Origin of the sequence: Marinobacter sp. DY40_1A1 (assembly GCF_016597815.1) — a bacterium.
Taxonomy (GTDB): Bacteria; Pseudomonadota; Gammaproteobacteria; order Pseudomonadales; family Oleiphilaceae; genus Marinobacter; species Marinobacter xiaoshiensis.
The window spans coordinates 111,112-130,353 of the sequence record NZ_VCHA01000004.1 but is presented as its reverse complement, the minus strand read 5'-3'; the positions used below and the strand labels follow the sequence as shown (position 1 = coordinate 130,353).

15 protein-coding genes are annotated in these 19,242 nt (G+C 57.3%); 8 read left to right on the top strand and 7 right to left on the bottom strand.

What is annotated here, in order from left to right; all coding sequences use genetic code 11:
* Positions 1-77 precede the first annotated feature (77 nt).
* The 3 genes from FFI61_RS11470 (at position 78) to FFI61_RS11460 (ending at position 6,567) form a co-directional block, all read left to right on the top strand.
* Complete coding sequence (locus FFI61_RS11470) at positions 78-2,036, top strand: TonB-dependent receptor domain-containing protein (RefSeq protein WP_227714861.1); 1,959 nt, start codon at positions 78-80, stop codon at positions 2,034-2,036.
* A 254-nt stretch (positions 2,037-2,290) separates the two neighbouring features.
* A complete protein-coding gene (locus tag FFI61_RS11465) occupies positions 2,291-3,340 on the top strand; it encodes an efflux RND transporter periplasmic adaptor subunit (RefSeq protein WP_200370520.1) in 1,050 nt (349 codons plus the stop codon).
* Positions 3,337-6,567: an efflux RND transporter permease subunit gene (locus tag FFI61_RS11460; RefSeq protein ID WP_200370518.1), complete on the top strand. Its 3,231-nt coding sequence runs from the start codon at positions 3,337-3,339 to the stop codon at positions 6,565-6,567. Before FFI61_RS11465 ends, FFI61_RS11460 begins: the two co-directional genes overlap by 4 nt.
* Here FFI61_RS11460 and FFI61_RS11455 read toward each other — a convergent pair.
* Complete coding sequence (locus FFI61_RS11455; RefSeq protein ID WP_227714891.1) at positions 6,564-6,989, bottom strand: potassium channel family protein; 426 nt, start codon at positions 6,987-6,989, stop codon at positions 6,564-6,566. The two genes, FFI61_RS11460 and FFI61_RS11455, sit on opposite strands and share 4 nt — an antisense overlap.
* Before the next feature lie 143 nt (positions 6,990-7,132).
* Between FFI61_RS11455 and FFI61_RS11450 the strand changes: the two genes are divergently transcribed.
* Genes FFI61_RS11450 through FFI61_RS11430 form a run of 5 tightly spaced genes read left to right on the top strand, consistent with a single transcriptional unit; the run spans position 7,133 to position 15,558 of the window.
* Entirely contained in the window at positions 7,133-8,371 is a 1,239-nt protein-coding gene (locus tag FFI61_RS11450; protein ID WP_200370516.1) for an efflux RND transporter periplasmic adaptor subunit, read from the top strand.
* Positions 8,368-11,505 carry an efflux RND transporter permease subunit gene (locus tag FFI61_RS11445; protein WP_200370514.1) on the top strand — a complete coding sequence of 1,046 codons (3,138 nt, stop codon included), beginning with the start codon at positions 8,368-8,370 and terminating at the stop codon, positions 11,503-11,505. The genes FFI61_RS11450 and FFI61_RS11445 overlap by 4 nt, the downstream gene beginning before the upstream one ends.
* Positions 11,502-12,182 (top strand): ABC transporter ATP-binding protein, encoded by a 681-nt coding sequence (locus tag FFI61_RS11440; protein WP_200370512.1) that lies wholly within the window; start codon positions 11,502-11,504, stop codon positions 12,180-12,182. The genes FFI61_RS11445 and FFI61_RS11440 overlap by 4 nt, the downstream gene beginning before the upstream one ends.
* Positions 12,183-12,190: 8 nt before the next feature.
* Positions 12,191-14,476, top strand: a complete 2,286-nt coding sequence (locus FFI61_RS11435; protein ID WP_200370505.1) for an ABC transporter permease — start codon at positions 12,191-12,193, stop codon at positions 14,474-14,476.
* Entirely contained in the window at positions 14,473-15,558 is a 1,086-nt protein-coding gene (locus FFI61_RS11430) for a lipocalin-like domain-containing protein (protein WP_200370504.1), read from the top strand. The genes FFI61_RS11435 and FFI61_RS11430 overlap by 4 nt, the downstream gene beginning before the upstream one ends.
* Positions 15,559-15,565: 7 nt before the next feature.
* On the opposite strand, the gene FFI61_RS11425 is transcribed toward FFI61_RS11430, so the two are convergent.
* The 6 genes from FFI61_RS11425 to FFI61_RS11405 form a co-directional block, all read right to left on the bottom strand.
* Positions 15,566-16,495: a flagellar motor protein MotB gene (locus FFI61_RS11425; protein WP_200370503.1), complete on the bottom strand. Its 930-nt coding sequence runs from the start codon at positions 16,493-16,495 to the stop codon at positions 15,566-15,568.
* Positions 16,496-16,500: 5 nt separating this feature from the next.
* Positions 16,501-17,277: a MotA/TolQ/ExbB proton channel family protein gene (locus FFI61_RS11420; protein WP_200370502.1), complete on the bottom strand. Its 777-nt coding sequence runs from the start codon at positions 17,275-17,277 to the stop codon at positions 16,501-16,503.
* Between the two features lie 68 nt (positions 17,278-17,345).
* Positions 17,346-17,765, bottom strand: a complete 420-nt coding sequence (locus FFI61_RS11415; RefSeq protein ID WP_200370500.1) for a YkvA family protein — start codon at positions 17,763-17,765, stop codon at positions 17,346-17,348.
* 51 nt (positions 17,766-17,816) lie between these two features.
* Complete coding sequence (locus FFI61_RS17815; protein WP_310965354.1) at positions 17,817-18,011, bottom strand: FAD-binding domain-containing protein; 195 nt, start codon at positions 18,009-18,011, stop codon at positions 17,817-17,819.
* A 1-nt stretch (position 18,012) separates the two neighbouring features.
* Positions 18,013-18,426 carry a deoxyribodipyrimidine photo-lyase gene (locus FFI61_RS11410; protein ID WP_310965353.1) on the bottom strand — a complete coding sequence of 138 codons (414 nt, stop codon included), beginning with the start codon at positions 18,424-18,426 and terminating at the stop codon, positions 18,013-18,015.
* 214 nt (positions 18,427-18,640) lie between these two features.
* On the bottom strand, positions 18,641-19,225 hold the full coding sequence (locus FFI61_RS11405; RefSeq protein ID WP_200370499.1) for an antibiotic biosynthesis monooxygenase: 585 nt from the start codon (positions 19,223-19,225) through the stop codon (positions 18,641-18,643).
* Positions 19,226-19,242: the final 17 nt, after the last annotated feature.

Here is a 19,242-nt window from a genome sequence, read left to right as displayed (position 1 = left end):
CGCCCCGGGGAAGCAGTTGCATGAAAGAACCAGTATTTGCGAAATGCGCATGGATCGCGGCTTTAGGATTCGCAGGAATGCCTGCTCTTGCACTGGCGCAAGCCTCCGGGGATAGCCTTGTTATTCGGGTTACCGAAGGGCAGGCCAGTGACAATTCCGCTGCTGTGTTGGCCAGCGAGCCTGTAAGCCGGCTGGCCTCGGATCCTGCAGTCTCGCTCTCCCGGATGGGCGGTCGCGGCTTGGAGCCTGTGGTGCGGGGGCAAAGTCAGGAAAGAGTGGATGTGTTGCTGGACGGCATTCGGGTGGAAGGCGCTTGTCCCAACCGCATGGATCCACCAACGAGTCGCCTGAGCAGCGCACTGGCGCCGGCTCTGGAAGTCCGAACCAATAACCGCACCCTGCGTTGGGGCCCTATTGCCGGCGGGCAGGTGATTGCCACAACCGCCGAGCCTCGGTTCAACGACGGTGTGACCACCGGCCAGGTAACGCTTGGTGGTTCAGATAATGGAAGCGGCAAGCTGGTGAACGCCGCAGCGGCCGTGGGCAGTGAGGCGGCCTGGTTAAGGTTGTCTGGTGGCTATGACGAAGCGAATGATTACGAAGACGGTGATGGCAACAAAGTACGCAGCGCCTACGAAAATGCCGAAGGTCGCGCCGACGCTGCCTGGACAACGGAGACTGGTTTCTTCATCAAGGCCATGGTGAGCCGGCAGGAAGAAAGCGATGTGAAATACGCCGGTTCCGGTATGGATGCACCGCAAACCGACACAGATATTTACCGCATGAAGATTGGTTCTCCGGTAGCAAAAGGTGAGTGGAGCCTGCTGGCCTGGCAGGCAGATGTGGATCACATCATGGACAACTTCAGCCTGCGCCCGGCCGGCATGATGAAGATGCAGACGAACTCCATCACCGAAACCCGAGGCCTGCGTTTCACGCTGGATCAAAGCCCGAATAGCGTAACTGATTGGGCCATGGGCGCAGACTTGGAGGCAAACGACTGGGATGCCACCCTGTTCAACGTCAGTAACCCTATGCCAATGACGGTGTCGCTCATGTGGCCGGGAGTGGAGCGTGAGCGAGCGGGGCTTTTTGCAGAAGGTTTTCGACGCGTTGCCCGTGACATAAAAGTGGGAGCGGGCCTGCGTTACGACCGTGTGGAAATGAATGCGACCAAAGCGGACGACGTGGCAAGTATGGGAATGACTCCGGCCATGCTTTACCAGAGTGCTTACGGTACGGCGGATGTAGACGTTGAAGATAACAACGTAAGTGGGTTCGTATCGGGCGAATGGCGCCTGCCACAGAACCAGGCGCTAACCTTGATCGGCAGCCGCAGTGTGCGCAGCCCCAGTGTTACGGAACGCTACCTGGCGCGCAATACCATGGGCGATAGCTGGATTGGCAACCCGGATCTGGATACCGAAAAGCATTACAAACTGGAGCTGGCTCTGAGTGGCAGCAAGAATCAGTGGAGCTGGAAGCCTGTTGTCTGGGTCGATCAGGTGGATGATTTTGTGCTGCGTTACAAAGAAACGCAGGCTCAGTGCGGCAAGGCCAACGGTTGTACTCGTTACAAGAACATAGATGCCCGCTTGTTGGGTGTTGAGGCAATGATTGGGTGGACCGATGGCACCTGGAGTAGCAGCAGTGCCTTGGCGTCGGTTCGCGGCGAAAACCGTGATGATGATAAAGCCCTGCCGCAGATTCCCCCGGTTCAATTTGTTCAAACTTTGGGCTGGCAGGCGATGGGCCATAGCATTGAGGCCGAATGGCAGCTTGCCCGCCGTCAGGATCGCATCGATCCGCAATCGGGGCTGGATGCGGGGGTTTCACCCGGGTATGGCGTGTTCAACCTTTCTGGTAGCCATCCGCTAATGGAGTTCCTCACTTTTAATTGGGCTCTGAATAACCTGTTTGATAACACCTGGGCGCCGCACGTGAGCCGCGCAAACACCGATCCGTTCAATCCTGACGCGATCCGTGTAAACGAGCCGGGGCGCACGTTACGCGCGGCACTGACGGCCAGGTGGTAAACCTTGCAATGGCGGTTGCCCGCTACTCATAGCCAGCGGGTAACTCTTCGCCCCGTGCAGGATTACTCCCCCTGCACGGGGCTTTTTTGTAGGAGTCTTTATGAGTTGGCCCTGTTGCTATGGACTATGCTCTAACTGACTAAATTGCAGGAGAGTAATCGTAGGTAGCTGAGGGGGAGATGGGTGTGTCCTACTCTTGAATATATTGATAACCTATGGTTATTACCTAATAACTGTTTCCGAGGTGGCTGGTGGTGAGACACATTTCTGTACTGGGCGCGATTGTGCTTGGGTTGGTTTGCGCGGCACCCGCTCTGGGTGCGGATACGTCTGGCCAGTTGCAGACTGCGCCAGTTGAGCGCAGTGAGCTGCAGGAAACCCTGGTTCTGGATGGTGTGATTGAGGCGGTTCAGCAGAGTACCGTATCTGCACAAACCAGCGGCACCGTTCAGCAGTTACCTTTTGATGTAGACGATTCGGTGGCTGCCGGCGATCTGATTGTGCAGCTGGATAGCAGTGAGCAGCGCGCCCGGCTCAATCAGGCGCAAGCTGGCCGGGACGAAGCCAGGGCTACCCTGGATGATGCCCAGCAGCAATTTGACCGGATTGAGAGCATCCACGAGCGCGGGCTTGTGTCCCGGCAGGAGTTTGATAGTGCCAGGAACAATCTGGCGGGTGCGAAGGCACGGTTGGAGCGGGCCGAGGCTTCATTGGCGGAAGCCCGGGAACAGTTGAGTTATACCCGTATTATTGCGCCTTACGGCGGCATACTGACTGAACGCCATGTGGAACTCGGTGAGTCTGTCAGCCCGGGCCAGCCCCTGCTCAGCGGGCTATCCCTGGAGCAGTTGCGGGTTGTTGTAGATCTGCCCCAGCAATATGCCGATCTGGCCCGGCGCGACCGCCAGGCGAAGGTGACCCTGGGCGATGGCCGGGTGCTGGAAACCGGCGATATGACGTTCTATCCCTACGCCAATCCGGCGACTCACACCTTCCGTTTGCGGATGCGCCTGAGCGAGCCTAACGGCTCGTTGTTTCCGGGCATGCTGGTGAAGGTGGGTGTTCCGGTCGCAGCGCGTGAAGTGTTGTGGATACCCGCCAGCAGTCTAGTTCGCCGCAGTGAGCTGAGGGCAGTGTTTGTGCTGGATGATCAGGGGCACCCACGGTTACGGCAGGTTCGTACCGGTGCGCAGCAGGACGGCCGCCTGGAAGTTCTGGCAGGGCTGAGTGAAGGCGAGCAGGTTGTTATGTATCCCGGTGAGCTGGTGGGTTCAGATCGCTTGAACAAGGAGGCTGGGAATTGAGCAGCAAACTGCCTCCGGTCGGCCCGTCAGGGGCGATTGCCCGGGTTTTTCAGGATAACCATCTAACGCCTTTGATAGCGCTACTCTCTATCATTCTGGGCGTGCTTGCAGTTGTGGTCACGCCAAAAGAGGAAGAGCCGCAGATAGACGTCACCATGGCGGATATCATGATCGCGTTCCCGGGGGCCAGCACCCAGGAAGTGGAAAGCGCCATCGCAACGCCTGCCGAGCAGGTAATGAGCGAAATTTCCGGCGTTGAACACGTGTATTCCGTGTCCCGTCAGGGTCAGGCCGTTATTACGGTGCAGTTTGAAGTCGGTATTCCGCGGAAGGAAGCGCTGGTTCGGCTTTACAATCAGGTGTATTCCAACCAGGACTGGCTGCCGCCGGAACTGGGTGCCTCTCAGCCGGTCATCAAGCCCAAAGGCATTGATGATGTGCCGGTCATGACGCTGACTCTCTATGACCCTGTTAATGGTCATACCGGAGAAGAACTGACGCGCCTGGCCCACATGTTGGAAGTGGCGCTCAAACGGGTGCCTGGAACCCGGGATGTTTACACCGTGGGCGGCGTGCCCGACCGGGTGGATATCCATTTTGATCCGGCCCTGCTTGCCGGGTTCAATCTTACCCTCGGCGATATTCGCGATGCCCTGAAAGCCGCCAATGCCAGCGCTCAGGAAACCCGCATTACTCGCGATAACCTGTCCATACCGGTTCAGGCCGGCACTTTGCTGGAGAGCGTCGATGATGTGCGCAGCCTCGTGGTGGGTATGCACGCTGGCGCAGCGGTGTATCTCGACGACGTAGCCAGTGTCAGTCGCGGTGGCACTGCGCCGGACCAGAGCGTAATGACCGGCTTCGGGCCGGCAGTGGATACGGGCAGTGTTGGCCAGCCTGGTGATGTGTACCCGGCAGTGACACTGGCCATCGCCAAGAAGCCCGGGCAAAACGCCGTGGATATCACACGGGCCATTGAGCAGCGATTGGAGCAGATCCGCAACCGGGCTTTGCCTGAGGGTGTGGAAGTTATTGTTACCCGGGATTATGGCGAAACGGCTTCTGCCAAGGCGCAAAAACTCATTTCTGACCTGATTTCCGCTACCCTGGGCGTGGTTCTGCTGGTGCTGATCGCCATGGGTTGGCGTCAGGCATTGATCGTCGGCATAGCCGTGCTGATTACCCTGTTGCTGACGCTGGTATTCAGCTGGGCCTGGGGCTTTACCCTGAACCGGGTGTCGCTGTTCGCCCTGATTTTCTCCATCGGTATTCTGGTGGATGACGGCATTGTGATAACCGAAAACATCAACCGCCGCATTCGCAATTCCAACCACCCCTTGAAGGACATTATTCCGGTAGCGGTGGACGAAGTGGGTACGCCCACCATCATGGCCAGCCTCACTATTATGGCGGCGCTGCTGCCTATGGCCTTTGTGAGTGGTTTGATGGGGCCTTATATGAGCCCCATTCCCATCAACGCATCCGCCGGTATGGTGCTGTCCCAGATTGTTGCCTTTGTGGTCGCGCCCTGGCTGGCGTTCCGGCTGTTGAAGCGCAAAGAAGGCGAAACCGTTACGGGAACGGAAGAATCCGGCAGTTCCGCGGACGGGGTCAGCCCCATGGCCATGAAAATATTTGGCGGTGTTCTTACGCCCTTCCTGGGCGAGCACCACTGGCGTCGCCGCTTTCTGGCCCTCGGCGTGATCCTGCTCACTCTGGCTGCAGCTTCGTTGCCGGCGTTTCAGGCGGTGATCATGAAGATGCTGCCTTTCGACAACAAATCCGAATTCCAGATTGTGGTTGATATGCCCGAACACACGCCAGTTGAGCAAACCCAGCGGGCGCTTCTGGAAATGGGGCATTATCTGGAGACTGTTGACGAAGTGACCAGCTGGCAGAGCTACGCTGGCACTGCCGCGCCGATCAACTTCAATGGTCTGGTGCGTCAGTATTACCTGCGTAGTGACCCCTACCAGGGTGATATTCAGGTGAATCTCAGCGATGAGAGCGTGCGCCTCCGCCAGTCTCACGACATTGCCCAGGCGTTGCGTGCGCCCTTGACCGCCATTGGCGAGCGCTACGACGCCAGCGTCAAGATTGTTGAAGTACCGCCGGGGCCGCCTGTACTTTCGTCCGTGGTGGCAGAGATTTACGGTGCCGACGCTCATCAGCGCGCCAAGCTGGCTCGCTCCGTAGCCGCCGGCATGGCAGAGGTGGAAGGCCTTGTGGATATTGATACCACGCTTGAAGCCCCTACACGGCAGTGGGAAATAGCAGTGGATCGTGCCCGCGCTGCCCGTTTGGGCGTATCTCAGGCGCAAGTGGTTGAAGCGTTACAGATGGCCCTGGGTGGCATGAACGTCAGCTTCTTGCACGACGATCATGCCAAATACCCCGTACCTATCCGGGTAACGCTTGAGGATGCCGATAAGGCTCAACCATCGGTGCTTATGTCTCTGCAGGTGCGCAGCCGGGCCGGCAATCTGGTGCCTCTGGCCAGTATTGCCCAGGTGCGCGAAGCCGACTGGATGGGTGCCATCTACCACAAAAACCTGTTGCCGGTGACCTATGTAACCGCCGATATGGCAGGGGATATAGACTCCCCGCTGTATGGCATGTTTGCCATGGTGTCGCTGCTGAAACAGCAGGAAGGCGCGCCGGAGCAGTTCTTTATTGATCAGCCACCTCTGCCGGAAAAAGGCACGCTCAAGTGGGACGGTGAGTGGCAGATTACCTATGAAACCTTTCGGGATATGGGCGCAGCCTACAGCGTAGGTGTGTTCATGATCTTTGTGTTGCTGGTGGCGCAATTCCGTTCGTATATTCTGCCGCTGGTAATCATGGCGCCCATACCGCTGACCCTGATTGGCATCATGCCCGGGCATGCACTGCTGGATAGGGAGTTCACGGCAACCAGTATGATCGGGATGATTGCGCTGGCGGGCATTATCGTGCGTAACTCCATTTTGTTGGTGGTGTTTATCCAGCAACTCCTGGAAGAAGGGATTGAACTTGAGAAAGCTGTGGTTCTGGCGGGGGCGGTGCGCATTAAGCCCATAGCCCTGACGGCTGTATCGGCGATGGTGGGCGCTTACTTTATCCTGAATGACCCGATTTTCAACGGGCTGGCAATCTCGCTGGTGTTCGGGCTTGCGCTTTCTACCTTGCTGACTGTTGTGGTAGTGCCCTTGCTTTACTACACGCTGGCCAGGTGTAAGTGGATTTAGCTGCCCGTCCAGTAGCGCTGCATTTTCATAAACAGGAAGGAAGCGCTCCAGGTGATCAATACTAACCCTGTGAGCCCTTCGATGCCGGTCAGAAAACGCAGCGCGCCCAAGGGCTCGATATCACCATAGCCAACGGTGGTGAAGGTGCTGAAAGAAAAGTACACGCAGTCGAGAAAACTGCCGTTGAAGTTGCCTTCCAGCGTGCCCCATGCATCGGCGTGGTGCATGAAAAAATAGGCCGCTGCAAATACCCACACCTGTGCTGTGTGGGCAAGCAGCACACCAAGAACGGCAGTGACCAGGCGCAGGTGATGGCGAGAATGCATTATTTTCAGTAAAGCGCTCAGGCGAACAAGCGCCTCGCGATGCATAAGCACAACAATCACCACAATGAAGGAGTTGATGATTGTGGCACTGAACAGGTTGGCATAATCTTCTGAGAACAAACGTATAGTACTCCTGAAGGTACTTTTTTATAGCAATCCGGAGGTGTCTTTCAGAGGCATCTCGCTACTCGTTCCCGTCTTGTGGCGGAGCTTTATTTACCTTAGCTGGCCCACACGCTATGTCCAAACGATTTATACCCGTAATTATTCTCGCCGGCGGAATTTTGGGCTTCCTGTTTCTGAAAATGACCCGCCCGGAGCCGGCCCAGGTTTCTGCAACTGAGCGAAGCTGGCGGGTGCAGGTTCAAGTGGTTGAGCCAGCCGTGCACACGCCGGTGCTGCCTTTGTACGGCGAGGTGGTCGCCCCCGAACAGATGTTGGTGGTTGCCGCTATGGCTGGCCGTATATCAGAGCGGCCCGTGGCAGAAGGGCAGCGGGTGAGTGCCGGTGATCTGTTGGTGGCTCTGGATGCCCAGGATGTTGAGCCAGTGTTGGCCCAGGCGAAAGCCCAGGTGGCTGATCTTGAAGCGCAGATCCGCTCAGAACAGGTACGCCACCGGAATGATCAGGCTGCGCTCAAAAGCGAGCAGGCCATCCTGGCCAATGCTCACCGGCAGCTGGAGCGCACGCGTTCTCTGGTGGACCGAAACCTTGCCTCCCGTGAGAGCCTGGAAAGCGTAACGGATGGCGCTGCCAGAGCTGAGTTAACCGCAAGCATTCGCCAGCGCGCCATTGACGAACACCCGGCACGGCTGCAAAGCCTGGAGGCCAGGCTGGCGCAAGCAGAAGCCGCACTTGCGACAACGCAGCGGGATGCCGAGCGCTCCCGGGTTGTCGCGCCGTTTGATGGGGTTGTCACGGATGTTCAGGTGGCTCTGGGCGATCAGGTATCGAAAAACCAGAAGCTGCTCTCCGTGTATGCGATAGAGGGTCTGGAGCTCCGGGCCCGGGTGCCTGACCTGTATCGGGCAGAACTGATGGGCGCATTGGCGCAGGGCAAAGACCTGTTTGCCTACAGCGATCAGCGTGAGATTCGCTTCCGGCTCAAGCGTTTCGCCGGAATCAGCGACCCTGCAGGAACCGAGGCGATCCTCGCACTGGCTGGAGATTCAGCGGGCTTGCGGCCTGGAGCTCTGTTGCCCGTCACCCTCGAGCGGCCAGAGCGCAGCCAGACAGTGGCCATTCCGTTCAGTGCCTTGTATGGCGCCAACAACGTATACCTTATGGCAGATGATAGCCGTATGCAGCGCGTGTCTGTTGAGCGGGTAGGCGAAGCGCTCTCCGCCAAGGGTGAGCGGCGTCTTCTGGTTGCCGGTGAGGCGCTCAAGCCGGGCAGCCAGCTCATCATTACCCATCTTCCCAATGCCCTCACTGGCCTTAAAGTAGACGTGGCCAGCGAAGGGAGCCCGGTTCAATGAGGCGCAGAAAAGGCGTCATCGGGTTTTTTGTCCATCACAAGGTTGCTGGCAACCTGGTGATGTTGATGATGCTGCTTGCCGGTACCCTGGGCCTTACCCGTATGAACGTCCAGTTCTTCCCCACATTCGCGCTGGACGTGGTCAGTGTGCGCGTGGTCTGGAGCGGTGCCTCTGCGGAAGATGTGGAGCAGGGCATTACCAATCCGCTGGAGCAGCGGCTGCGCAGTGTGAATGGCCTCAAGAAGATGACATCCACCTCCGCCCAGAGCATTGCGTCGATCACTCTGGAGTTTCAGGAGGGCACCAACCCGATCACAGCTCTGGATGATGTGCGCCAGCAAGTGGATGAATTCAACAACCTGCCCACAGACGCCGAGGAACCCCGGGTGGCGCGGATTGAGCGCTACGAGCCCGTCGCCCGAATGCTGGTATTCGGTGATGTGGATCGGCGCGAACTGCGGGCGCTGGCTTACCGCTATGAAGACGAACTCCTGCAGCGTGGTATAGACCGGGTGTCTTTCCGGGGCCTGCCGGAGCAGCAAATCAGCATCGATATTCCGGTGGAAAGGCTGGAGACGCTGGGGCTTACGCTTGGGCAGATCGCTGAGAGAGTGGCATCGGTTTCGCGGGATTTGCCCGCCGGAATCATGGCGCAGCAAGATGCGGCCCGAGAGCTGCGATCCATAGAACAGCGGCGTAGCCCGCAGGCGTTTGAATCCTTGCCAGTGCTCAGCGGTGAGCGTGTTCAGTTGCGGCTGGGGGACATTGCCGATGTTCGTCAGGAAGACCGCGAAAGCCAGGTGGCACTCACCCGTAATGGGTTTCCGGCCATTGAATTACAACTGCAGCGATCTGAAAACGGTAACTCCCTGGCAGCAGCCAAGGTTCTCGAACAATGGCTTGATGATACCCGTGCCACCTTGCCGCCTACGATACAGCTGGAGGTTTACGATGAAACCTGGCAACTGCTGAACGACCGTATTTCCCTCCTCACCAGCAACGGCCTCAGCGGCCTGATTCTGGTGGTGTGCCTGCTGTACCTGTTCCTTCCAGGGCGCGTTGCGCTGTGGGTGGCCGTGGGGATTCCAACGGCTTTTCTTGCAGCACTCGGTGTGTTCTGGCTGATTGGCGGCTCCATCAACATGATGTCCCTGTTTGCACTGATCATGGCGCTGGGGGTTATTGTGGACGATGCCATTGTGGTGGGGGAGGACGCAGACGCCCATGCCCGCATGGGTGAGGCCTCCATTTACGCCTCGGAAGGCGCGGCCAAGCGCATGGTGTGGCCAGTATTTGCGTCGTCGTTGACCACCGTCGCTGCCTTTATGCCGCTGCTGGTTGTGGGTGGTGTGATCGGCAATATCCTTGGTGATATTCCGGTCATTATGATCTGCGTGCTTATTGCGTCGCTGCTTGAGTGTTTCATTGTTCTGCCGGCGCACTTGCGGCACGCTTTCAAGCCTCGGAATGCTAACAAGAGTACTCCGGAACCTGCCGGGCCCAGCCGTAATCCTATTGCACGCTTTCGCAATCGTTTCGAACGCCGGTTTGATCGTTTTCGCGAAGGCCCCTTCCGCCGGTTTTCCCAGCGCAGCCTGGAGAACCGTGGCGTTACCATGGCCTGTGTTCTGGCCCTGGCGCTGGTTACCGTTGGGCTGCTGGCCGGTGGTCGCCTCGGATTCAACTTCTTCCCCACTCCCGAGCCATCTGTGCTTTACGCCAACGCCAGCTTTGTTGCGGGCACCGACAGCCAAACCGTAGACCGGTTTATGGCGGATATGCAAAAAGCACTGAACGAGACGGAATCGGCGCTGGGCGGCAATCTCATATTGCATGCAGTGACCACAGATGGCGCCACCCTGGGCGGAGGTGGAAGCTCCCGCGCCGGTGATGAGCTGGGTTCCATAATGATTGAGCTGGCGCCGTCGGACCAGCGTGACGTGCGCAATCCGGACTTTATCAACGAATGGCGTAGCCGCCTGAACCTGCCTGCCGGGCTGGACAACCTGTCCATCACCGAACGCCAGGCCGGGCCGCCGGGCCGCGATGTGAATGTGCGGCTTACCGGAGAGAATGCACAGAACCTGAAGTCTGCCGCAGAAGAGCTGGCGCAAGCGTTATCAACATTGCCCGGCGTGCTGGATGTAGAAGATGACATGCCCTGGGGGCGTGAGCAGTTGATTTATCAGGCCAGTGCTTATGGCGAGGCGCTGGGCCTCACCACCACCGATTTGGGTAGCCAGTTGCGGGCAGCATTTGATGGCAGGGTTGCCCAGATCTATCAGGATGGGCGCGATGAGATGGAAGTGCGGGTACAGCTGCCTCGGGACCAGCGCGAGCGTTTATCCACACTCTCTCGCGTGACTGTGCGCATACCGGATGGCCGCTTCGTGCCACTGGGGCAGGTAATGAACCTCGATCACCGTCAGGGCTTTGAGGCACTGCGCCATGCCGATGGCAAGCTGGCCGTAGAGGTAACCTCCGCCCTGAACACCCGGGTAAGCACCACAGACCAGATTATCGAAAGCCTGGAGGCCGACGCCCTGCCGGACATTGCCAGCCGCTTTGGCGTGCGTTACAGCTTTGAAGGCCGGTCGGCGGACCAGCGGGAAACCATTGCAGATATGAAAACCGGCATGGTGGTCGGTATAGCCTTGATGTACGTGATACTGGCCTGGGTATTTGCCTCCTGGAGTTTGCCGTTGATCGTGATGGCGATCATCCCCTTTGCACTGGTGGGTGCCCTGCTGGGCCACTGGGTGATGGGGATTCAGCTAACGGTGCTGTCTCTGTTCGGGTTGTTTGGGCTGGCCGGTATTGTGGTGAACAATGCGATCATTCTGGTGTCTTTCTACAACCATCAGCGTGAGAAGGGGTTGGGCATTAACGAAGCTCTGAACGAAGCAGCGGTGCAGCGGGTGCGTGCCGTGCTGTTGACCTCGCTGACCACCATTGGTGGGCTGTTACCCCTGCTGTTTGAAACCTCCTTGCAGGCGCAGTTCCTGATTCCCATGGCCACCTCGATTGCGTTTGGTTTGGGGCTGTCTACTGTTTTGGTGCTGGTGATTATTCCGGCCCTGCTATCCTTGCTGGAACAGTTTCGCGAATGGAGGCAAGGAGGAGCGCCAATATGACAGAGTCTCTGCTGGCTGTTCGGGGCTTGAGCAAGCACTTCGTCAGCGGCAATGAAACCGTCCCGGTGATCGAAAAGCTGACGTTCACCCTCGACCAAGGCCTGTCATTGGCTTTGGTGGGTCGTTCCGGCTCCGGTAAAAGTACGCTGCTGAACCTGTTGTGCGGCCTGGAGTCGCCCGATGCGGGCACCATTGTTATGCAGGGGCAGGTTTTTGATGCGGGCAGCGCAGCGACACGGGAAAAGGCTGCGGCATGGGCCAGCTTGCGCCGGCAGCAGATTGGCGTGGTATTTCAGGAAGCCAACCTGATGCCCGCCCTGACGCTACTGGAGAATGTCCGGTTTCGCGCCCAACTGGCAGGTCGTGACCCCGCAAACAGTGAAGACTGGCTGACACGTCTGGATATAGGTGATCTGGCCCGGCGCTATCCGGATCAGGTATCCGGTGGCCAACGCCAGCGTGCGGCACTGGCTATGGTGTTTGCCATGGAGCCAGCACTGATTCTGGCAGACGAGCCCACCGGCAGCCTTGATCGCCAGACAGCCGCCGAGGTTGCCCAGGTGTTGTTTGATCTTCAGGCCCGTTACTGTTGCGGCCTGATACTGGCGACCCACGATGCCGAGCTTGCCGCCGGTTGCCAACAGCTTCTGGATCTCGGCCACCTGAGCGCTGTATGAAGCGGCTAATGTCTCTCCTTCCGTCTTTACCCGCTTTACCCATACCCTGGGCTCTGCTCAGCCATTATCGCCGTCACCCTCTGCAGCTGCTCGCCCTGGCGACCATGATCGTTCTCGCCACCATGTTGTGGACGGGGGTGAATCAACTCACCAGCCAAGCGCGAGCGAGCCTTGAGCAGAGTGAACAAACGGTGGCAGAGCGCCAGCAAGTGGTCAGGGATAACGGCCAGGCTTTGATGGTTGAAGACTTTGTATCTCTTCGCCTTGCCGGTGTTTGCGTAATGCCCTGGCTGGAGGTAACCCCGGCATCGGGCAACCGTATTATCGGTATTGATCCCTTGGCGGCCCACTGTTTTGGCGCCGGGGCATCTCGGGGGGGCGATCAACCACTGGATGGCAAGCCCTTTGTGGATATGAGCACCGCAGCCAGCGCTGGTGAAGCTCATTTGTATTTGCTGACACCTGACTCTACCCAAGACTCTGATCTACCGGCTGCCTACCACCTGAAAACCTTCGCAACCGGCCCGGAAACAGGTGAGCTCGGTGACAGCTTTTTGCTTAATCTTGAAGCCTTGGGCGTTCTGGTTCTGCTCATTACCGCTCTGCTATTGCGCAGTGTTTACCTGTTGGGGCTGGCACAACGCCGGGACAGTTTCGCTTTGCTGCATCGGTTTGGGGTTTCGCCAGGGCAGGTTCAGCGCTGGCTGGTGCTGGAAATCATTGCGTTGGCGCTGATCTGTGTGGTGCCCGGCGTATGGCTTGGCCGGTGGCTGGCGGCCGGGCTTGGGGGTGGTTTTGGCCAGGCCCTTGATGGGTTGTTCGATATACCTCTCTATGCCGGGCATGGGCAGGGTTGGATAACGCCGGTTCTGGTTATGTTGACTGTGGTTGTGATTGCCTGTTTGGGGGATCTGCTATTGCTCAGATTCCGTGAGCGCTTGTCTTTGTCGGTGCCCAATCAGGGCAGATTGGCGACGGCTTTGCTTTTGGCTGGACTGGTTATGGCCTGGTTGGCGCCTTCGCTGCCCTGGGCGTTTGTTGCGGTGGCTTTGGTTTTCGCGGGGGCCGCCTGGCTGACACCCGCCACGGTCACACATTTTGCCAATTGGCGCGCAGATCAATCGAAAGCTCCGCTTGCCCGGTGGCGCTACAGGGAACTCGCCGTGCTGGCGCGTCGCCTGACATTGCCACTGGTTGCCTTACAGTTTGCCCTTGCCATGGTGCTGGCGGTTCAGGCGCTGGTTACCACCTTTGAAGATACCTTTGATCGCTGGCTGGCCCAGCGACTGGAGGCCGCCTATTACATTGAAGTGCCCGTTGGTGCAGATAGCCGCAAAGCAGCCGATTGGCTCACCAGCAAGCAAGTCAGTAATCCTGGCATGAATTGGCATCAGGTAATTCGGGGCAGCACCCGGATGACAGACAAGGCTGCTGCAAGCAGTCAGCAGGTTGATGTTTACGCTCTTGCGCCCATAAGCACTCTGATAACCGGGTGGGGACTGCTAGAAGCGGAAGATCACCCCTGGGAGGCGTTGGCTGGCAATAAGGGCGTAATGATCAACGAGCAACTGGCCCGCAGGCAAACGCTTGGGGCTGGGGATACCCTGCAATTAGTTCTCGACGAGCAGACTCGGGACATGCGGATTCTCGGGGTTTACCCGGACTATGGCCGCCCGGTGGGTGAAGTGTTGATGAACGCAGAAGCTCTGCCCGAGAATTTCATTGCCCGTTCCGAGAGCTTCTCCATAACGCCGGGTGAGTTGGGGATTACGCCTGTTACCGATGGATTAAAGCGAATCTGGAGTGTTGAAACCCTATCCATGAGAGACAACAGCACCATTCGCGAGCTGGCGACCGGCGTGTTTGATCAGACCTTTGCGTTAACTCGCGCCATGACTCTGCTTACCCTGATTCTGGCAGCGTCTGCGTTGTTGATGATGGGCTGGGTGTTTTTCACCACTCGAGCCTGGTACTTCCGGCTTCTGGTGGTGTGGGGTATGTCTCAGCAGGAAGTTGCAGGCCAGTTGCTGCGGTTGGCATTGGCGCTGACTGGCGGTATTGCCTTGCTGGCCCTGCCACTGGGTGTCTGGCTCACCTGGGTGCTGGTGCACCGGATCAACCCCCTCGCATTTGGCTGGTCGCTGCCCATGGCCGTGTACCCGACATTTTGGCTGGAACTTGGCGCTCTTAGCCTGGCCATTGGCTTGAGCATTGCTGTGCTGATGCGCAGGCAACTTGGCAAGCCCTCCGTTGCACCTGTATCTGCCAGCGCCTTGACGGGAGGCGAGCGATGAATCGGTATCTGGGATTTTCATTGGGGCTACTGCTATTGGCTGGCTGCTCTGGCGATGCCAGCGAGCAAGGCTTTGCAGGTTTGGCGGGGCTTGAGCAAAGTGCTGCAGGAGAAACGCCCTATTTGCAGCCCGGCCCCGGAGATCGGTTGGCGTTCCCCGCTGATTTCGGCCCGCATCCTCAGCATCGAATCGAATGGTGGTACCTCACTGCAAACCTTGAAACGACTGACGGCGAGCCCTTGGGTGTGCAGTGGACCCAGTTCCGGCAGGCACTTCAGCCCAGAGTTGCCTCCAAGCCAGCGCCGGATTCAACTGCGTGGCCATTGCAAGCGGCATGGATGGCCCACGGCGCAGTGAGTTGGAAGGGGAAGCACTACTTTACGGAAAAGCTGGCCCGTGGCGATATGGGGAATGCGGGGGCAACGGCCGTTCCCTTTCAGGTTTGGCTGGATAACTGGCGGCTGCAGGGCAATGCCAATAACGATCGCTGGCAACTGCAAGCGGCAGGCGAAGGCTGGAGTTACGACCTGATGCTCGCTATTCATGGCGAGCCAGTGGGCCATGGGAATAAGGGCTTCAGCGCCAAATCCGCGGGTGGCGAGGGTTCCATGTACTTCAGCCTGGTAGACATTGCCATAACCGGCGAGGTGGTGCTGGAAGGCAAGGCATTGGAGGTATCAGGTAAAGGCTGGTTTGATCGGGAGTGGAGCAGCCAGCTTCTGAAAACCGGGCAAAAAGGATGGGACTGGTTTGCGCTGCATCTGGATAGCGGCGACAAGCTGATGGCATTCCAGCTACGGGACGACAGCGGCAGTTTTCGATCAGGCACCTGGCTTCCTGCAGAAGGTGATCCCATTCCCTTGAGTTCTGAAGAGGTTGGCGTGAAAGCACTGGAGCGGCGTAAGGGCGTACCTGTGCGCTGGCAGCTCAGCGTTCCGGCCTATCAGGTGAATCTGGAGTTGAGTGCGCCACCAGGCGATTATCTTAACGCCGGGCTCTATCCTTATTGGGAGAGCCCGGTAGAGGTGTCAGGAAGCCATTCTGGAGTGGGCTATATGGAGCTCACGGGTTATGCCGATTGAGCGTGAGCTACCAGGTAATGGTGCCTGAATCCGAATCCGGGCTGACAGGGCGGATATCGATGATGGCCTCGCGCTCGGCTGTGTCTTTTTCAATTAATTCACGAAGCCGCATACGCTGCTCTTCCAAGGGCTCGGACATATCGATGATGATCTCAACGCGTCGGTTTCTTGCCCTGTTCTCAGCGGAGGTGTTGGCTATTCTCGGCTCTGTGTCAGCCAAGCCTTTAACGGCCAAGCGTGTTGCATCAACGCCTCCGGTGGCTAACAAGGCATTGGCAACGGCTGCTGAACGGGCTGCAGAAAGATCCCAGTTGCTGTAAAAGCGCGATGTTCGAATGGGAACGTCGTCGGTGTGGCCTTCCACTGTCAGATCCCCGGGCATATCCGCCAGTACCTTTGCCATATCCAGAAGCAGGCTTTCAAACTCCCAGGTCAGCTCTGCTGAGCCCGAGGAAAATGAGCCCTTTTCTTCTACCCGGATAACAATTCTGTGTTTGTCCAGATCGGCTTCAACTGTAATGCGCCCGTCGTCGATGGCCTCTTCAAGAACCTCTTGAATGCGGCTGGCACTGGCTTCAAGAGATTCATTTGCAGCAGCTTCCAGCGCATCTTCTGTTGGGCTTTTAAGGGTCTGTAACTCTGGCTGTTGATCGGTTGTGGTCTGTTTGATTTCGTTAACCAGGGTTGGCTCTGGCGGCGCCGGCGAGAATTTGTCGAAGATCGGGCTGGTGCCCATGGGGATTTCCAGGGCCGGTATATCCCGCTGCACGCCGAAGGCTTTTGAGAGCTCGCCAGCAATCTGCTTGAACTTCATCGCGTCGATTTCAGAAAACGACAACAGAAGTACAAAGAAGCACATCAGCAGCGACATCAGGTCGGCAAAGGTCACAACCCAGGCCGGGATGCCCGGTTTTTCCTCTTCTGGGAGCTCATCCATGGGGCTTATCCGCTGGCGGCCTCCGCCTCAGGCGCCTTGGTGCGCTCTTTTGGAGTCAGGTAGCTGGACAGCATCTGTTCGATAACCCGCGGGTTAATGCCTTGTTGAATGGCCACCAGCGCATCGGTGTAGAGCATTTGCATGCGGGCTTCTTCAGTCATCCGCAAAGATAGCTTGTCGGCAATTGGCGTGGCGATCATGGTGGCAATCATTGCACCGTAAAGGGTGGTCAGCAGCGCAACCGCCATGGCCGGGCCGATGGATTTCGGGTCTTCCATGTTGGAGAGCATCTGCACCAGACCAATCAGAGTGCCGATCATGCCCATTGCGGGAGCAACATCTGCCATGGCCATAAACACTTTGGAGCCGGAGCGGTTGTAATCCAGCGTCATCAGCCGCTCTTTGTCCAGAAGCTGCTTGATGGTCTCATCGGTTTGGCCGTCCACCAGCATCTGGATGCCACTGCCGAGGAAGGGAGAGCTGACCTCCCGCCCTTCAAGCCCCAGGGGGCCTTCTTTGCGAGCTATGTTGGCAACCTCTACCAGCTCTTCAATGCTAGTCTGGGTTTCCGGGAGTTTAAACTTGAACGCCCGGGCAGCCGCCTTGAAGGCACCAAGAAACTGCGGAATGCTGAATTTTGCGAGAACCACCAGCAAAGTTCCACCAAGAACGATAAGCAGTGATGCACCGTTGAGGAAAACACCGGGGGCCGCACCGAGAACAACAGCCGTTACGATAAGTAATATGGCACCAAGAAGGCCAATCAGGGTGGCTAAATCCACGTGATCTCCAGGGGATTTGACGGTTTAAATGGGGAATTAGCTCAGGTTACCTATAGTTCATTATTCAATCAATCAGCATGTACCGATTGCCTTGATTCTTCTTTAACCTCTTTCCAGGCTGCGTACTTGTGTAAATCAGACTCGACCAGCTTCAAACATAGTGCAACCACCCCGACATCATCCAGAAAGCCGATGCCAATGATTATGTCGGGGATGAAATCCAGAGGGTTCATTACGTAAAGAAGTGCGCCAGCCATGGCGGCTATGCTCTTCCAGGGCACGTCGCGATAACTGCCGTTCCAGTAGTCCCGGATCATGGAAAACATCAGCTTTATATCGGCACTGAACCGTTTGAGCTTACCGCTGCCTTTGACCTTCTTCTCAATCGCCTTTTGCCGCTCCAGTAACATTTCCAGATCGGCACGGTTTACCTTCTCGGCTTCAGCATCTAGCTGTTTGCGGGCATTCTTCTGGCTGAACAGAGCCATGAACACGTATCCTCAGTTGAAAAAAATAATGGATGACCGGTCTGTATAATGTCACGAAATCGGCCAGTCTGCCGCATCCACTGTATGCAGGATAACGGGTTGTTCTGCATGGCCGCGCCACCTGCTGACAAATATGCCCGGTGGATCGTATTGCTGTGTCTGCTTTTCAAGGTTGAACTGGCGGAGACCGCGGGGATCAGCACCGACACCGGCCAGGTATTGCCAGTTACCATAGTTACTCGCCACATCATAATCGATCAGTTGCTCTCGCCTCGTCGGAACAGGTCAGCGCCGTGAGGGTGCTTATTCGCAATTGATCAGGGCCGCGCTCGCCGATCTTTTCAATCTGTTTGCGAAACTGGGAAAAGGTATCCGGCAGGTCCTCAAGACTCATGGGAAGCGAGCCCTGGGTAAAAAGACTGAGAGTTTCAAATTCCTGAAACACTCTACCGGGCAGCTTGTCCTGAATGGCTTGCCACTGGCCCAGTGCTCTCAGGCTTCGCTCCAGCTCCATCAGGCTTTGCCATAAAAAACGCCAGCGATGTGCCCCCATGGTTTTCGACTGCAGCGGCCCGGGCATAAACCAGCGCGGATCAACCACATAAACGCAGAGCAAAGTGTCAGATTTGGAGGCGGCAAGCAGGGCCGCGTTGTCGTGCACGCGGAGATCCCGAGCAAACCAGTATAGTGTGCGCAATTTATCGATCCCGCATTACAGATGACTTAGGTGTTTCACCTTTGACGGTACGTATCGCCCAGCCATAAAGATCGCGGGGGCGGTGAGCTTGCGCCGCGATGGGGGGTATCCGGAACCAGCTATCTTTGAGCCTGATTTCCATGCGTTGGCGAATGAGCGGACTTGCTGATTGTGCAAATCAGCGAATGTTTTTCTGTCGGTCAGGAAACAGCCAGAAGGCGAACCAGCGTGTCATTCTTGGCATCAGTACATAGCTCATCAATAGCATGACGACCATCGTTACCAGCATGGTTCGCAACAGCAGCGGCATGGTTGTCAGAAGATCACCGAACAGAATAAAGACCAGTGTTACTGCCGGGTACAGTGCAAGCCAGCTCACCAGGGTCATTTTCCATTTTGGGGGTGGCTGTACCGGGTTCTGCCCGGGCAGGGTAAACCAGGTAATTATGCCGGATGTAACGTCTCTTTCACTGGGCTGCAGTAACAGGCTTTCAATCTGTTCAAGCAGCTCTGCCCGATCTTCGGACTTTTCCCAGGCATCGAGAGTTTGTCGGTCCCGGAATTTGAACATGATCCGGTATTCAGGATCCTCCGGGGAAGATGGTCGGAACATGGTGGCCCCCAGGTGGCCTGGAAAACGTGAGGCTCTCTCCGTCATTTGACTGCTCAGTTTCTCGAACTCTGCTTCCTGCCCCTTTCTGACACGCCTTGAAACCACCACGGTCAGTGGTACGCTTGAGTTCCTCGCAAGATCCTCTGCCATGAAACAGTTCCTTTCAG

Bases quoted from the DNA above. Each gene is read 5' to 3' on its own strand.
- FFI61_RS11470 (WP_227714861.1), top strand. From the start codon at position 78: ATGCCTGCTCTTGCACTGGCGCAAGCCTCCGGGGATAGCCTTGTTATT.
- FFI61_RS11450 (WP_200370516.1), top strand. From the start codon at position 7,133: ATGTCCAAACGATTTATACCCGTAATTATTCTCGCCGGCGGAATTTTG.
- FFI61_RS11445 (WP_200370514.1), top strand. From the start codon at position 8,368: ATGAGGCGCAGAAAAGGCGTCATCGGGTTTTTTGTCCATCACAAGGTT.
- FFI61_RS11440 (WP_200370512.1), top strand. From the start codon at position 11,502: ATGACAGAGTCTCTGCTGGCTGTTCGGGGCTTGAGCAAGCACTTCGTC.
- FFI61_RS11435 (WP_200370505.1), top strand. From the start codon at position 12,191: ATGTCTCTCCTTCCGTCTTTACCCGCTTTACCCATACCCTGGGCTCTG.
- FFI61_RS11430 (WP_200370504.1), top strand. From the start codon at position 14,473: ATGAATCGGTATCTGGGATTTTCATTGGGGCTACTGCTATTGGCTGGC.
- FFI61_RS11425 (WP_200370503.1), bottom strand. From the start codon at position 16,495: ATGGATGAGCTCCCAGAAGAGGAAAAACCGGGCATCCCGGCCTGGGTT.
- FFI61_RS11415 (WP_200370500.1), bottom strand. From the start codon at position 17,765: ATGGCTCTGTTCAGCCAGAAGAATGCCCGCAAACAGCTAGATGCTGAA.
- FFI61_RS11405 (WP_200370499.1), bottom strand. From the start codon at position 19,225: ATGGCAGAGGATCTTGCGAGGAACTCAAGCGTACCACTGACCGTGGTG.